Origin of the sequence: Enterobacter cloacae complex sp. 418I7 (genome assembly GCF_050030705.1) — a bacterium.
GTDB classification, from domain to species: Bacteria; Pseudomonadota; Gammaproteobacteria; order Enterobacterales; family Enterobacteriaceae; genus Enterobacter; species Enterobacter intestinihominis.
This window is the reverse complement of record NZ_JBLGUU010000002.1, coordinates 32,633-45,391: the sequence shown is the minus strand read 5'-3', so window position 1 is coordinate 45,391 and position 12,759 is coordinate 32,633. Positions and strand designations below refer to the sequence as shown.

The 12,759-nt window shown below is 50.2% G+C and carries 19 protein-coding genes; all 19 read left to right on the top strand.

Annotated features, from left to right (window positions below; all coding sequences use genetic code 11):
* Positions 1 to 14 precede the first annotated feature (14 nt).
* The 19 genes from ACQG0S_RS22940 (at position 15) to ACQG0S_RS22850 (ending at position 12,743) form a co-directional block, all read left to right on the top strand.
* A complete protein-coding gene (locus tag ACQG0S_RS22940; protein ID WP_022649955.1) occupies positions 15 to 269 on the top strand; it encodes a hypothetical protein in 255 nt (84 codons plus the stop codon).
* 41 nt (positions 270 to 310) lie between these two features.
* Positions 311 to 877 carry a hypothetical protein gene (locus ACQG0S_RS22935; protein WP_016051631.1) on the top strand — a complete coding sequence of 189 codons (567 nt, stop codon included), beginning with the start codon at positions 311 to 313 and terminating at the stop codon, positions 875 to 877.
* An 11-nt stretch (positions 878 to 888) separates the two neighbouring features.
* A complete protein-coding gene (gene cor, locus ACQG0S_RS22930) occupies positions 889 to 1,122 on the top strand; it encodes a phage exclusion lipoprotein Cor (protein ID WP_016051632.1) in 234 nt (77 codons plus the stop codon).
* A 92-nt stretch (positions 1,123 to 1,214) separates the two neighbouring features.
* Positions 1,215 to 1,538 carry a hypothetical protein gene (locus ACQG0S_RS22925; RefSeq protein WP_016051633.1) on the top strand — a complete coding sequence of 108 codons (324 nt, stop codon included), beginning with the start codon at positions 1,215 to 1,217 and terminating at the stop codon, positions 1,536 to 1,538.
* 12 nt (positions 1,539 to 1,550) lie between these two features.
* A complete protein-coding gene (locus tag ACQG0S_RS22920; RefSeq protein WP_016051634.1) occupies positions 1,551 to 2,243 on the top strand; it encodes an endolysin in 693 nt (230 codons plus the stop codon).
* 1 nt (position 2,244) lies between these two features.
* Positions 2,245 to 2,496 (top strand): hypothetical protein, encoded by a 252-nt coding sequence (locus ACQG0S_RS22915; protein WP_016051635.1) that lies wholly within the window; start codon positions 2,245 to 2,247, stop codon positions 2,494 to 2,496.
* Positions 2,497 to 2,844: 348 nt separating this feature from the next.
* On the top strand, positions 2,845 to 3,267 hold the full coding sequence (locus ACQG0S_RS22910) for a hypothetical protein (protein WP_016051638.1): 423 nt from the start codon (positions 2,845 to 2,847) through the stop codon (positions 3,265 to 3,267).
* Positions 3,252 to 4,001, top strand: coding sequence for a hypothetical protein (locus tag ACQG0S_RS22905; protein WP_022649959.1), 750 nt, complete (start codon positions 3,252 to 3,254; stop codon positions 3,999 to 4,001). Before ACQG0S_RS22910 ends, ACQG0S_RS22905 begins: the two co-directional genes overlap by 16 nt.
* A 154-nt stretch (positions 4,002 to 4,155) precedes the next feature.
* Complete coding sequence (locus tag ACQG0S_RS22900; protein WP_022649960.1) at positions 4,156 to 4,821, top strand: division plane positioning ATPase MipZ; 666 nt, start codon at positions 4,156 to 4,158, stop codon at positions 4,819 to 4,821.
* 5 nt (positions 4,822 to 4,826) lie between these two features.
* Positions 4,827 to 5,180, top strand: a complete 354-nt coding sequence (locus tag ACQG0S_RS22895) for a hypothetical protein (protein WP_161496783.1) — start codon at positions 4,827 to 4,829, stop codon at positions 5,178 to 5,180.
* 45 nt (positions 5,181 to 5,225) lie between these two features.
* Entirely contained in the window at positions 5,226 to 5,984 is a 759-nt protein-coding gene (locus tag ACQG0S_RS22890; RefSeq protein WP_022649962.1) for a DUF2971 domain-containing protein, read from the top strand.
* 196 nt (positions 5,985 to 6,180) lie between these two features.
* A complete protein-coding gene (locus ACQG0S_RS22885) occupies positions 6,181 to 6,906 on the top strand; it encodes a hypothetical protein (protein WP_022649963.1) in 726 nt (241 codons plus the stop codon).
* Positions 6,907 to 6,966: 60 nt separating this feature from the next.
* Positions 6,967 to 8,307, top strand: coding sequence for a DnaB-like helicase C-terminal domain-containing protein (locus tag ACQG0S_RS22880; protein ID WP_006812582.1), 1,341 nt, complete (start codon positions 6,967 to 6,969; stop codon positions 8,305 to 8,307).
* A 158-nt stretch (positions 8,308 to 8,465) separates the two neighbouring features.
* Positions 8,466 to 9,581, top strand: a complete 1,116-nt coding sequence (locus ACQG0S_RS22875; protein ID WP_022649964.1) for a hypothetical protein — start codon at positions 8,466 to 8,468, stop codon at positions 9,579 to 9,581.
* An 80-nt stretch (positions 9,582 to 9,661) separates the two neighbouring features.
* Positions 9,662 to 10,456 carry a hypothetical protein gene (locus ACQG0S_RS22870; RefSeq protein WP_022649965.1) on the top strand — a complete coding sequence of 265 codons (795 nt, stop codon included), beginning with the start codon at positions 9,662 to 9,664 and terminating at the stop codon, positions 10,454 to 10,456.
* 81 nt (positions 10,457 to 10,537) lie between these two features.
* The gene (locus ACQG0S_RS22865; RefSeq protein WP_022649966.1) at positions 10,538 to 11,014 is read left to right on the top strand and encodes a hypothetical protein; all 477 of its coding nucleotides are present in this window, start codon (positions 10,538 to 10,540) and stop codon (positions 11,012 to 11,014) included.
* A 34-nt stretch (positions 11,015 to 11,048) separates the two neighbouring features.
* Positions 11,049 to 12,371 carry a hypothetical protein gene (locus ACQG0S_RS22860; RefSeq protein ID WP_022649967.1) on the top strand — a complete coding sequence of 441 codons (1,323 nt, stop codon included), beginning with the start codon at positions 11,049 to 11,051 and terminating at the stop codon, positions 12,369 to 12,371.
* Positions 12,372 to 12,382: 11 nt separating this feature from the next.
* Positions 12,383 to 12,547, top strand: a complete 165-nt coding sequence (locus ACQG0S_RS22855; RefSeq protein ID WP_172687143.1) for a hypothetical protein — start codon at positions 12,383 to 12,385, stop codon at positions 12,545 to 12,547.
* A complete protein-coding gene (locus tag ACQG0S_RS22850) occupies positions 12,531 to 12,743 on the top strand; it encodes a hypothetical protein (protein ID WP_022649968.1) in 213 nt (70 codons plus the stop codon). The genes ACQG0S_RS22855 and ACQG0S_RS22850 overlap by 17 nt, the downstream gene beginning before the upstream one ends.
* The last annotated feature ends 16 nt before the right edge of the window (positions 12,744 to 12,759 follow it).

Sequence of the window (12,759 nt, the reverse complement as noted above, 5' to 3'; positions counted from 1 at the left end):
ACGGAGGGAAAATAATGAGTTATGGAGCAAAAATCTGGTCGCCTAGCCGTCAGGAAATGGTTGACGCATTAGCGCCAATTTATTATCTGGATTATTTTCTACCGACAGGTAGTGGCAGCAGAAGTTATGCAATTGAGCCAGGTATGTCAATTGATTACTACATAATGGAAACAATCAATGGATATATTGGAAGTGTTTCGGTATCGGGCAACTCGATTAACTGGTCTGATGCTCGCGGTACAATTTATATATTGGTGTTTCAGAAATAATGTACGGAAGCAAAATTGTTCGTTCTGATGGGAAGGTCTGGATGTCTCCAAGTCTTACCCCGATGGTGTTCCAAAGTAAGCATGTGGTGTCGTTGCGAGGCGGAAGTGAGTTCAATACTGGCCTGTCTCCAGATCGGTCGCCTATTGTTTTCGTTGCTTATTCAAAGGCTGTTTCGCTGCTCGCAAGCCGATTAGTTCGCAATAACCAGGTTATTTACAGCTTCGGCGGGGTAGGCAGCGACTCCAGTGTAACGGTGTATGTGTTCGCAACTGGCATTTCAAAAAAAGAGAAGTGGGGGATGAGTTTCTTTAATTCATCGGGAGTGGAGATCTATAACACGGCAAATATTCCATTGTCATTTACGTTTCTTGATAATAAGAGCTGGAACAGCGGAGATAAACACAACTTTGATTATCCAGTAGCTATTGTGCCTACATATGCTAACGCATTCGCCATACCGATGCCGGGTGGTGCGAAGACCCTAGTATACGGTTACACATGTTATGGGAACACCGTGAGTTCGATTCTCGTTAATGAAATTAACGGTGGGGCTACATTAGCTATCAATAACCGAGTTCCAGTTTTGAACAGAAACCTCTACGGATAACGGAGAATAGAATGAAAAAGATGATATTAATTTTAGGTATGGCTTTAACTTTGACTGCGTGCCAGAAACTACCAGAGCCGGTTTGCTATGGGCGAGCAATGGTAGGCGGCGTTGACACTGGTGTGCCAATCTATGCGATTAAGAAAGAAGGGCATTACACATTATACCGTGCAGGTAGTGTCTTTAACTGGCGTTGGGTCGGCTCTGGTGCTTTCACCTCACTAAGCTCATGCCCAAAAATTTAAAACTCATTTTGTAGGTAAGTGCTTACCTACAAAATACAGTTATATTGTGATATAAAACTGCCATCCCGATTTGACTTTTCATGGAGGAAATCATGTCGAACGAGATGGCAGGCGTAACGCCTGAGCAGGTTGAACGCATTGCCGCAATCGTTGCGCGTGAAGTCGTTGGCAAATTAGGTAAGGAGTTGCGTGAAGAAATTGGCCAGGAGGTCAATGACCAGCTCAAAACCTACTTTGGCGATATGACGCCTGCACAACACAGCATTCAGCACTCCAACCTGGACAAACTTCTTAACCGGCTCGACACCATCTCCAGCGGGTTCTTTGGCGGCATTATCTCAAAGATTACGTCGTTCCTGATTACCGCGCTGCTGCTGGGGTTAGCCGCCTACGGCGTCAAGAATGGACTGCAATAAAGGAGATCAAGGATGAAAACTCCAAGAGGTATTCGTAACAACAACCCAGGCAATCTCGATAAGGGGTCGCCGTGGCAGGGGCTTATTAGCAACCCTTCCGAACCACGTTTCTGCACGTTCAAAGATCCTGTATGGGGGATTCGAGCGCTGGCGGTAACGCTCATCACTTACCACGACAAGCGCCGGGCGAAGGACGGCTCAAGCATCGATACCATTCGCGAGGTCATCGAGCGCTGGGCGCCGCCAAACGAAAACAACACCAGTGCCTACGTGAACGAGGTATCTAAAGCCGTTGGTGTCACCCCGGACATGATCATCGATCTACACGACTACGACACTCTGCGTCCGCTGGTAGAGGCGATCATTCGGCACGAGAACGGCCGTGGCCCACTGAAAACGCCAAACACCTGGTATGCGGCAGAAGTTATTGAGGAAGGTCTGCGTCGCGCTGGCGTCGTTAAGCCGATCAAGACGGTTAAAGCGGTTCCTGTGACCAAAGAAACGGCTGGCGCAACTGTCACGGCAGGTATTGGGCTGGCGCAGCTGGCCGACGTAATGCCCCAAGTGTCTGTGGCGATGGATAAGGCACAAGGTCATATCACCAGCGGTGATACGGTTCGTATCATTTTTGGCGTAGCCACCATCATTGTGGCCGGCTTTATTGCCTGGTCTCAGGTACGCAAACACCAGAAAGGGATGGTTTAAAATGTTCGGCAGCCTGGTTTCGAAGTTGAAAATTGCTCTGATTACCCTGGCTGCCGTTCTTTTCGTGCTTGTCGGTGCTTATGCGATGGGTGGTCGTGCGGCTCGGCAAGCGATCGAAGAGAAGGCAAGGCAGGAAGACAGGAAAAGGCTTCAAAGTACAGTGGACGTCAAAAATGAGACATTTAATGAAGTGCGGCGGAAAGGCGCTTCTGCTGTTCATCGTGAGCTGCATGGTAAGTGGGTGCGTGATTAAGACACAGACTTCCGGCGTGCTCTTCTGCGATGCAGCCAACCCTATCTATGTGAGTAATGAGGATTTAATGACCGAAGAGACAGAGCGACAGATCTTGACTCACAATATGGTGGGCGAGCGTTTGTGCCAATGGAGCGGCAAAAAAGCAGACGGAAGCGCGTAAGCGCCCGTGGTTAGCGGGGTTTTGGGGAGTGGTCAGGTTGCAATTAGTTTGTGACTGATGTAGATTTAATCAACGAGTGTCAAGGCATTCATACATTATTTCAAAGAAGCGCTGCATTCTCGTAGCCTCTAAACCCCGATGGGGTCGCCGCACGACATCAACGTCTTAACGGCTAAGGTGGAAACATGCTCAACTATCATGACAAAACACGTACTATGCAAACGATCCGCACGAACACTGCGGTAGTCGATAGCTTCCCTATGCGTTTTCATAACAGTGAAGACTCAGTGGAAGTGCGCCGCATGTTATGTCGCGAAACAGCTGACCGCCAGCACTTCATTGTCACATTCAAAAGCGATGTTACTCGCGCAGAGAACATCTCCAACAGCACCTCAACTGTAACTCCTTTGGCAGAGGTCGTTGTGCGCAATAACAAATTGCGCTTTGTTCTCAAGCCGCAAGAACAGTACCCCGAAATTGTTGATGTTAAAGAATCCATTGTTCCAAAAATTGAGAAAGCCGTTGTACAATTCATGAAGAATAAGTTCAACGACCTCAAGGAAAGCGTTTTACCAGAACGCAAAAAAGAACAATGGCACCTTCTTTAATTGATGAACGCTACCACAAGCAGTTGAACAAAATGCCGCTCTCTATGGGCGGCTATACTATTTTAGAGACCTTTCATTTCGCGACACCAGAAGGCGATGTTGTTCGTCTGGTGGAGATGCGTGCCGATAAAGGCGAGTTCGACAACTTTCTCGTTGTGTATCTTTTGCCCTCCTATAACTCAGATTATCAATTTGACGAAATCACGCGGGTTATGGATGACGAGGGGATGAGTGCGTTTGAGGCTGCCGAACACATCATCAAAATTGAGATCGTGGATGCGACTCTTAGCCCAGAAGAGCTGAAGGTTGTGGGTCGGTTTGCCTATAACGATTTTTCGTTTATTGGCGTCGATGGGAATGAATACCTCGGTAAGCAAATCAAAGGCGCTTATCTCGAACCGCCTTTTGACTCAGCCCGCATAGGCTCTACAGCATATCGCTTCATACTGGACAAATACCGCCACCTCGTTTGCGACAATTTGCAAACCATTCTGGGTGCGTCCATGTGGTCAGGTACTATGCGGAGATATGGCGAGGTTATGATCTACGATACCGTGAAAAAATGTTGTCTTGACCAGCTCGGCGACAAGGCAAAGGGTTCTACCACCGGCTTCCTGCCGTGGGATATTGGCAGTTTGCCTTTAAGTCGCGTAACAGACGAGTGGGGAGACCGCGAGCTGCGACTTGATAAAGGCTCTTGTACGCACATCGTCAACATCATCTCTCTCCCATAAACCCGCTACGGCGGGTTTTTTGATCCCACGCTCCACATTCCTCAAGTACCTATCATTTAACCTTTACACCGCAGCCGTAGGCATTTAGGCTATATCACATATAAGAAAACAAGTTGTTTCATACGACAATAATTCACGCAAAGGGAACTCACCAATGACCAAGATCATTGTGGTTGGCGGCACAAAAGGCGGCCCAGGCAAATCTACCGTTGCCCAGCAAATTGCGGTATGCCTCAAAGTTAAAAAGAAAAAGAAGGTTCACGTCACCGATATCGATATCCAGCGTACCACGACGAGCTGGTGTGAAGACCGTCGCCAGAATGATGATCTTGAGCTGATTCCCTTCGCATATGTTCAGGATGATATCGTCAAACATCTTAAATCGCTTCAGGGGCGCACCGATTATGTAGTGGTAGATGCTGGTGGCTTTGACTCCGAAATTCAGCGTCTGGCGATGCTTATGGCTGACGTGATAATCATCCCGCTGCGTCCTAAACGTCGTGATTTGAAATCTCTGCGTGATATCGACCCGATCATCGACAACGTTCGCAATGTGAACGAGACAGTGAAGATCCGCGCGGTAGTGAACCAGTGTCCGTCACTGCCTTCCCAGGCATCACGTATTCTGGCGGCGAAAGAAATTGTCGAGACATTTGGCATCGAGGCTGCGCCGGTTAATCTGTACAACCGTAACGTTTATGACGATGCGGAAGAGGCCGGTCGTTCTATCTTTGAAATGACCGGCGCGGAACGCGATAAGAAGGCAGAAGCCGAGTTCGAAGAGTTTGTAGATTACATCATGAGTCTGGAGGAAGAATAATGTCCATGAGAATGGGAGACCTTGCAAAGCGCAAAGAGCCGGAAGAGCAGCCAAAAAGCAGCACCCCAATGCGCCAGCCAGTCAGACCGCAGGGGCGTCCGACTCGTGGGAAAGAGAAGATTAAGAGCCGCACAATGTCGCTGGAAGACGAGTATTTCGATCTGCTGGAGATGATGAAATTCATCCCTCGTTTCGAGAAATTCACCCGTTCTGACGTGATTCGTGCAGCCATTTTCCATCTGGCAGAGAAGTCGCCGCAGGAAATCGAAGACATCGTGAAACTGAACGAGGCGATCACAGCTGCCGACGTCACGATGCGCACCGATGAAATCAAACGTGAGTTGATGAAGAAAGGTTAAATAAGAGGCGTCGAAAGACGCCTTTAACTCAAAAGGACTTTGTTTGTGCTGTACAAATACGTAGGGCATGAAGACCCAAACGAATTAATCAAAATTCTTAAATTCTTCATCGAAGATGGAACCATCCGAGCCACCCGGCCACACGACTTCAATGACCCTGCCGAGTTCAAAGCCAAATTTAGTTTTGACGCCACGATCCCGGAGAAGCGTGTCCGATATTATGAGATGTGGCCTGGCAAAAGCGACGAGGACGGTGAGAACTGGTTAAGAGGGCGAACCAAAAACGCCGAAGAGTTTGACGCCTATATGCTGCGCGGAAATCTGCTTTTGAATACCGGTGTGATATGCCTCACCAGAACTGACACCAATTACCTGATGTGGTCGCATTACGCCAGCTCCCACTCTGGATTTTGCATAGGGTTTGATGACGCTATTGTGGAAGCGCTGGATGACCAACACACAGCGTTAAACGGTGATGTGGAGTACGTGAAATCGCCGCCTGAAGTGAACTTCTATACCGCTGATGTGTACGACATTGTCAGAGCCATCTTTCTGCACAAGGGTGAGAGCTGGAAGTACGAAGAAGAGTTCCGGATTATCTCTGAGCTGCCAGGGATTAAGAAGTTCGACACCTCGCTCATCAAAGAGATTTCTATCGGATGCAAACCCTATCCAGAGCTGGAAAGTTTTGCCCGTGAACTGCTGGACAGCAATCTGGCCGTGTACAAAATGCTTTGCCCTACCGACTCGTACCAACTGAAGCGTGTGGAGCTGGACAAGAACCTTACTTTTCAAGGTTACTAGTTCTGGCAGCTTCAATTAAGAACCTGCTTCCGTATATATAAATACTAAGTTACTTATTATTATTTATACGGAAGCAGGTCTTTTTCTATGCCAACTTCCCAGACACATTCCCTTCCGTTTCCACTTCCAAAAAACATCTCCAGTCGCTATGATTCGCCCATTATGATAAGTAAGTGACTACCTATCGGCGGAGCACATGAGCCAGATCTTCTTTAACACTATTAACAACGACCAGTACGACTTCATGACCGAGTGGGACACCACAGTCATGGACAAGTGGGTGGCCGAGAATATTGGGCTGTCACGCTGCAAGGATGAGGCTGAGTTGTTCGAGACAAAGTGGTTTGATTACCGCGACATGCACCCGCTTATGGCCACATGCCTTTTCACTGAGGCATACAAGCGCCAGTACTCATACATCATGCTGTCGCATGGCCGCGAACACTATGAGACGGCCCCATTCACAACCGGTTTGAAACGTGTGCCGTATCAGGAGCTGTCGACGGCGAACAAAACGTCTCTCTGGAAAGCACGCCAGTTTGCCGACCAGTACTGCTGCTCTTATGACTACTTCATTTCTACCGTTCTGTCCGCAGCTGCACGCCGTCTGTGGGACAAATTGCCTCGCCCCCAGCATCTCTGGCAGCCCGAGCTGATCGAGATATTCGAAGAGAAGTTAGCCAAACGCGCTGTAACCCGTCTGGATGACTCTCTGGTGAGTTTTAAGCATCTGGGAGATATGCAGCACGACCCGATTCAAGAACGCTATTTTGAGTGGGTTCTGGAGCGTCTGCGTGGCATTACCCGAGACAAGCGCGTCCGCATCATCTTCTCCGCTGTCTGGTTGATGGAAATCGTGCCTGAGCGTGTGATTTACGCGCACTTCCCGGAAGAACTGGAAGAAGCACGGCGATTCTGTTGATCCCCTATCTGGCTTTTTTAGTATTAGAAAACAAATTGTTTAAGCACCAAAGGAAAGCACATGACCGAACTTTGCCACACAGGACGAGGGTTGTCTGAAGAGTTCGACGACGACTTCCAGAATCGACTCGCAGCCTACTTCTGTCGCGACCATGAGTTTCTGACTCGCGCCGGTGATCTGGTTGCGCCAAACCAGTTCTCCAATGCGGCCAACGCCATTCTGGTGAACATGGTGTCGGGCTACTACAGAATGTATAAGAGCGCACCATCATCGTCGGCCATACTCGACATGCTCAAACGCGCCAAACGCGATAAGACGATCCGCGAAGAGCTGTTCCCCGACGTCGTTGAGGCGTTTAAGCGGATTCTCGCTGAGAAGCTGTCAGACACGGCGTACATGGTCGACCAGGTCGCCACGTTCGCCAAAAGCGTAGCATTCGACGACGCGCTGATTAAAGCGGCTGAGATGAAAGAGAAGGGCGATTTCCAGGGCGCGATGGCAATCATGGCTAAAGTCCAGCAAATCGGCTCTAACGAAGCGACCGGCATTTACGATTACTTCTCTGAATCAGCAGAGCGTTACAAGGCGCGTGAGTATGAAGCGTCCGACGATTACGTGCCAAACAGCATCACAACGGGTCTACCGCTGCTCGACAAGCTGCTTTACCAGAAAGGCTGGGCAAAGCGTGAAATGGTGCTGTTCATGGGCTTCGCGAAGTCTGGTAAATCGACGGCGATGGGTGAGTTCTCCATCAACGCCACGCTTGCCGGTTACAACGTCCTGTATCTGTCGCTGGAAGTTCACACCTCCATTCTGTCAGATCGCTTTGACGCCCGTCTGTCTGAGACCGAAATGTCCAAGCTGGTGGAGCGCCGCGACGACGTCCATCGCAAACTGGCAGAGCTGGGCGCGACGAAAGGCGTGGGGAGCTTGTGGATTGTTGAACGACCGTCCGGAAGCATGTCGCCTGCAGATCTGGATCGTATGTTGGGCAGCATGAAAGCCAATGGCATGATCCCCGACATGGTCGTGGTCGACTACGCTGACCTGATGCGTGCCAGCTACGACCTCCGCGACGACCGCGCCAACATTCGCAGCATCTACACTGACCTGCGTGCGCTGTACGACAAACACAACGTTGCCGGCATCACTGCATCGCAGACTAACAGGGAAGGTGGTGCTTCTGAGGTGGCAACAATGATGCACGCAGCGGACAACATCGAGAAGGTGCGTATCGCTGACCTCGTTATCACGATCAACAAAACGGAAGAGGAAGAGGCGAAAGGCGAAGCGCGTCTGTACTTCGCTGGTTCACGTAACCAGAAAGGCGGCGTAAGCATCCGCGTTAAGCAGAACCTCGAACAAATGCGATTCATCGAACGCATTATGGACGTCCTCTAAAAAAAGAAGGCGTGGAGAAACGCTCTCCACGCCGGTCTCCATAAGAGAACAAATTTTCTCTTTTGCCAAAGCCACAAAAGAAAAAACACATGAGCCTTTATGGTATTCAAATACCGAGGATTATCAAGATATTACCTGCAAAAAGTAGGGTTAAGAACGTGAGCGACTTGAAAGAATTACTGACCGAGCTGGATTTTGAACAATGGCTCGATATGGAAGGAATCATCTACCGTCGTGGTGGCGTCAGTACTCGTGGACGTGAGGTGAATATCAAGGAGTGTCCGGTATGCGGCAGCTCAAACTGGAAGGTTTATTTCAACCTGACCAATGGCGTCGGCAAATGCTTTGCTGGTGATCATCCCGAAGAGATTCAGTTCAACAAGCTGGTCTTCCTCAAGCACTACAGCGGCAAATCCCGTCGCGATTTTGAAGAGTACGTCCAGAACGCGCTGATCTCACAAGGATGGGCGCCGAAGACGGAAGAGGTCGTGCTGGCCAGCAAGGTTGAACTCGAAGGGCCAGTAGCTCTCCCGCGCCATTACGAACTCCCCATTGACGGTCGTCTTCCTGATTATCTGGTGGAGCGCCATATCTCCCCGGAGCTGGCCAAATACTTTGATCTGCGTTACTGCGTCGAAGGCAAGCACGCATACGTCGATCCGTACACAGACCAGGTCAAAGGGCAGGTGTTTGATATGCGCATCCTGATACCGGTTTACGATCTGGATGGCGTGATGAAGACCTTCCAGGGGCGTGACATTACCGGTGCAGCAGAACGCCGTTATCTCTTCCCCATGCAGCTGCCGGCGTCGGGTAAGTTTCTCTACAACGGCCACAATGCAGTCGGAAAACAAACGGTCGTTGTGTGTGAAGGGGCATTTGACGTAATGGGCGTGAAGCGAGCCATCTTCGACGAAGAGACGCTGCGGGATTATGTAGAGCCAATTGGCACGTTCGGGATGCACTTGTCCGGAAATATGAATGAGGACGCTGAAGATCAGTTAGGCGCGTTCCTGACGCTCAAGGCGCGTGGATTACGCAACGTCATCATGATGTGGGACAGCGAAAAGCAAGCGATCCGCAACACCATGTCAGCGGCCAAACGTCTCACCAGCATCGGACTGAATGTCAAAGTGGCCTGTCTGGGCGAAGAAGGTCTCGACCCCGGCGACGCGACGCCAGAGCAGATACTAAAAGCCTATTATCGTGCCAAGCCGTACTCCAGACAGTTGGAGCTACAAAGCAAGGTACTCGGCATTAAAGCTCTTGTATAAATTGCACGCCTTTAATGATAAGTAGATACATACTTATTTTTCTGTAAGAATATGCTCGACGAAGGAATTGAGGAACCTTTATGAAAGCAGATATTCAGAAGTCCGTTACCGAAATTATCGACAAATCAGGCGTAGAAATTGATACAGAAGAGCGCCAGAAGATTATCGATGAGGCGATCCAAACTGCGCTGGAGCACATCGCCACGTCTGTGAGCACAGCACCTCTTGGGGAAGGCTCGAAATACATGCGGGTATGGGTTCGTTTTGGAGAGTCCCCGGAGCTGCCTGGTGTTAAACAGAAACGCGCGGCACTCGTGGCGTTCACTCGCAAAATGAAGGACGCAACGGTCGAAGTACGTGCCGGTGCATGGTACGACGGTCGCGTTGTCTACACCAATCAGGCGGTGTGTGATGAAGGTGAACGATTTGAGGAAATTGTCGACGCAACTCTTCGCGCGATCAAAGGCAGGGCTGGTGTAGAGGATGATCCGTCTATCGCGGCGTTCCTGAGCATTGTCGAACTGCCTGAAGTTACCGAACGCGTTACCGATCTGACAACACCACCTGGTTTGCTGGAATTGGTGGTCAGTGGCGATACCAAAAAAGCCGTTGAGCGCATTCGTGAGGTGGAATACGGCATCATCTGCGATATGTGCCGCAGCGACTTAGACCTGGTGCGCATCATTGTTGACGCGGGTCAGGCATGTGACGGTGTGCTCGCCAGTTTTGCAGGGCAGGTGGCACGCCTGGCCAACGAGCTGCCGATGATTAAACAGGAGGCAAAATCATACGCCGTCCACCATGCCAACGATTTACTGGAGCCATACCGGTTCGAAGCCGCTCAGGACAAAATGACTGGCTGGGCGACCTGGTAAGCCTCGAAAAACCATTTAGCCCCCTGGTGGGGCTTTTTTAAACTGCGCTTAATAAGTAAGTACACGACTACGGTTAGAAGCATGTCCACAAGAACAGATTTGTCGAAAATCCCGTCTATCTCCGGAAACAACGGTTATTCGCTGCGCTGTCCGGAAGTGAAGATCAACGGCCATGAGGCCCATTGCAGCTATACAGTCTGCCAGCACACCATCCTCGCCTACAAAGAGAAGCGCCTCCCGGCGACATCGTTCCAGTCCTGCGCTGCGGCCATTGCTGCTGGCAAATGCCAGGCGCTGAAGATGATGGTCGAAGAGATCCGCAAAGGCGAACAGCTCTACTTCATCGATATGGCTGCGCTTATCAAAGAAGTGGAAGAGCAAAACGACCACGCCAGAACGCTAACCCGGAAGCGCAACACCATGACGATTAACAGTCTGGTTAAACGCACGAAGAAAACAGAACCAGCCAAACCCGAAACCACGTCCACCGATTCACTGGCGCCCGTCACTGACGTGTACGCGGCACTCATTGAAGAAGCAACCAAAGAAAACACATGAAAACTCCCGAGCGACCGATGGAGGTTAAACACTAATGGAAAAACTGATCGCCCTAAAGCACAAGCTGGATGCCATAAAAACGATGGGAACCAACGCCAAGAAAGAGGCGCTGGCCAACCTTGATGAATTTGAGCAGAGCATGGTCTCGCTAATGCTCAACCCATTCATTCGATTCGGTGTGAAGAAGTACAAAGTGGCCGAGCCACTCGATACTTCCGTACCCAGCGATCAGAAGGTAGTCGAGCTGCTGGAGAAGCTGGCGGCGCGCGAACTGACCGGGAACGCGGCCATTACTGCTGTCGAATCACTCGTTGCCTCAATGTGCGCTGACGGGCAGGACGTGTTTCGTCGCTTCCTGCTGAAAGATCCGAAAGCCGGCGTCGGCATTAGCCTGTGCAACAAGGTGTTCGAAAACCCAATTCCGAAGTTTGAGGTACAGCTGGCGTCTCCGTACAAGGAGAAAGGCGACAAATACCCATTTAAACAAAACCCAAAGGCCAAGTGGCCAATGATCGGCAGCCTCAAACTCGATGGTCTCCGGGTTATCTGCGAAGTTATCGTTGACGAGGAAGAGGTGAACTTCTTGACGCGTACCGGCAATCCGATTACGTCACTCGATCACCTTAAACCAGCCATGCTTGAGCGAGGCAGACTCTCCGGTTTCAAGCACATCTTTTTCGATGGTGAGGGTACTGCAGGTACGTTCAACCAGTCCGTGTCGGCGCTTCGCAAGAAGAACGTGACAGCCATTGGTGCCGTTTACCATATCTTCGATTTCTTCTTACCGGAGTGGCGTGCTCAGGCAAAAAGCAAAGAGTACCTGAAGACCGGCATGAAGCTGAAAGAGCGCCTGGCTATGCTGGTGGCGTTATTCCGCAACACTTGCGGGGAAGATTACGCGCAAGATATCCACCTGCATCCGTTCTACATCATCCATAGCCATGAAGACTTTATCGAACGCTTCATGAAGCGCCTGGATGAGAATGAAGAGGGGGAGATGGGCAAAGATCCGGATTCTGTTTACGAGTTCAAGCGTACCCGCAGCTGGTGGAAGCTGAAAGACGAGGATTCCGAAGACGGTGAAATCATCGACTTCGAGCCAGGCGACCCGGACTCTGGCTTTGCGCATACGCTAGGCAAGATAGTGATTCGTCTGGAGAACGGCGTCATCGTGCGTGCCAGCGGTATCAAACATAAGTACCTGGATGAGATCTGGAACAATCAGGAGAAATATCGTGGACGCATCGTCGAGGTTCACTGCCATGAGAAAACGCCAGACGGTAGCTTACGCCACCCACGTCTGAAGTGGCCGAAATGTCTGCGAGATACCGAAGACCGTATTGGAGATAAAGACTGATGCTCGGCTGGATGATTGTATTTTTGGTCGTCGGCATTGTTATCGGCAGTCTGGTTATGTCCAGCTGCATCAACGATTACGTAAAAGCCGGTGTCATGCAGAGGCGCGGCCGCATTTACCGCATTGTAGATATCACGTACACACTGAAGGAGATTAAGGATGATCATGTTAAGTAAACGGGAGAAAGAAACTCTGCGTGAAATCAGCCAGTGGAAACAGTTCTACGCCAACTGGAAGCCAAAGACCCGCGCCAAACTGGAACGTATGAATCTTGTCGCTAACGTTTCGCCAAAAGGATGTGTGGAGAACTATCAACTCACTGAAAAAGGACACTCACTGTTACAGCAATTGACTGAGGCGGGGGCGTTCTGATTATTCCATACATCCT

What these genes read in the sequence shown, in the direction of transcription:
- ACQG0S_RS22860 (WP_022649967.1), top strand. Translation starts at nt 11,049, where the DNA reads ATGGAAAAACTGATCGCCCTAAAGCACAAGCTGGATGCCATAAAAACG.
- ACQG0S_RS22925 (WP_016051633.1), top strand. Translation starts at nt 1,215, where the DNA reads ATGTCGAACGAGATGGCAGGCGTAACGCCTGAGCAGGTTGAACGCATT.
- ACQG0S_RS22870 (WP_022649965.1), top strand. Translation starts at nt 9,662, where the DNA reads ATGAAAGCAGATATTCAGAAGTCCGTTACCGAAATTATCGACAAATCA.
- ACQG0S_RS22855 (WP_172687143.1), top strand. Translation starts at nt 12,383, where the DNA reads ATGATTGTATTTTTGGTCGTCGGCATTGTTATCGGCAGTCTGGTTATG.
- ACQG0S_RS22850 (WP_022649968.1), top strand. Translation starts at nt 12,531, where the DNA reads ATGATCATGTTAAGTAAACGGGAGAAAGAAACTCTGCGTGAAATCAGC.
- ACQG0S_RS22905 (WP_022649959.1), top strand. Translation starts at nt 3,252, where the DNA reads ATGGCACCTTCTTTAATTGATGAACGCTACCACAAGCAGTTGAACAAA.
- ACQG0S_RS22920 (WP_016051634.1), top strand. Translation starts at nt 1,551, where the DNA reads ATGAAAACTCCAAGAGGTATTCGTAACAACAACCCAGGCAATCTCGAT.
- ACQG0S_RS22910 (WP_016051638.1), top strand. Translation starts at nt 2,845, where the DNA reads ATGCTCAACTATCATGACAAAACACGTACTATGCAAACGATCCGCACG.
- ACQG0S_RS22865 (WP_022649966.1), top strand. Translation starts at nt 10,538, where the DNA reads ATGTCCACAAGAACAGATTTGTCGAAAATCCCGTCTATCTCCGGAAAC.
- ACQG0S_RS22940 (WP_022649955.1), top strand. Translation starts at nt 15, where the DNA reads ATGAGTTATGGAGCAAAAATCTGGTCGCCTAGCCGTCAGGAAATGGTT.
- ACQG0S_RS22900 (WP_022649960.1), top strand. Translation starts at nt 4,156, where the DNA reads ATGACCAAGATCATTGTGGTTGGCGGCACAAAAGGCGGCCCAGGCAAA.
- ACQG0S_RS22885 (WP_022649963.1), top strand. Translation starts at nt 6,181, where the DNA reads ATGAGCCAGATCTTCTTTAACACTATTAACAACGACCAGTACGACTTC.
- ACQG0S_RS22895 (WP_161496783.1), top strand. Translation starts at nt 4,827, where the DNA reads ATGAGAATGGGAGACCTTGCAAAGCGCAAAGAGCCGGAAGAGCAGCCA.
- ACQG0S_RS22935 (WP_016051631.1), top strand. Translation starts at nt 311, where the DNA reads ATGTCTCCAAGTCTTACCCCGATGGTGTTCCAAAGTAAGCATGTGGTG.
- cor (WP_016051632.1), top strand. Translation starts at nt 889, where the DNA reads ATGAAAAAGATGATATTAATTTTAGGTATGGCTTTAACTTTGACTGCG.
- ACQG0S_RS22880 (WP_006812582.1), top strand. Translation starts at nt 6,967, where the DNA reads ATGACCGAACTTTGCCACACAGGACGAGGGTTGTCTGAAGAGTTCGAC.
- ACQG0S_RS22915 (WP_016051635.1), top strand. Translation starts at nt 2,245, where the DNA reads ATGTTCGGCAGCCTGGTTTCGAAGTTGAAAATTGCTCTGATTACCCTG.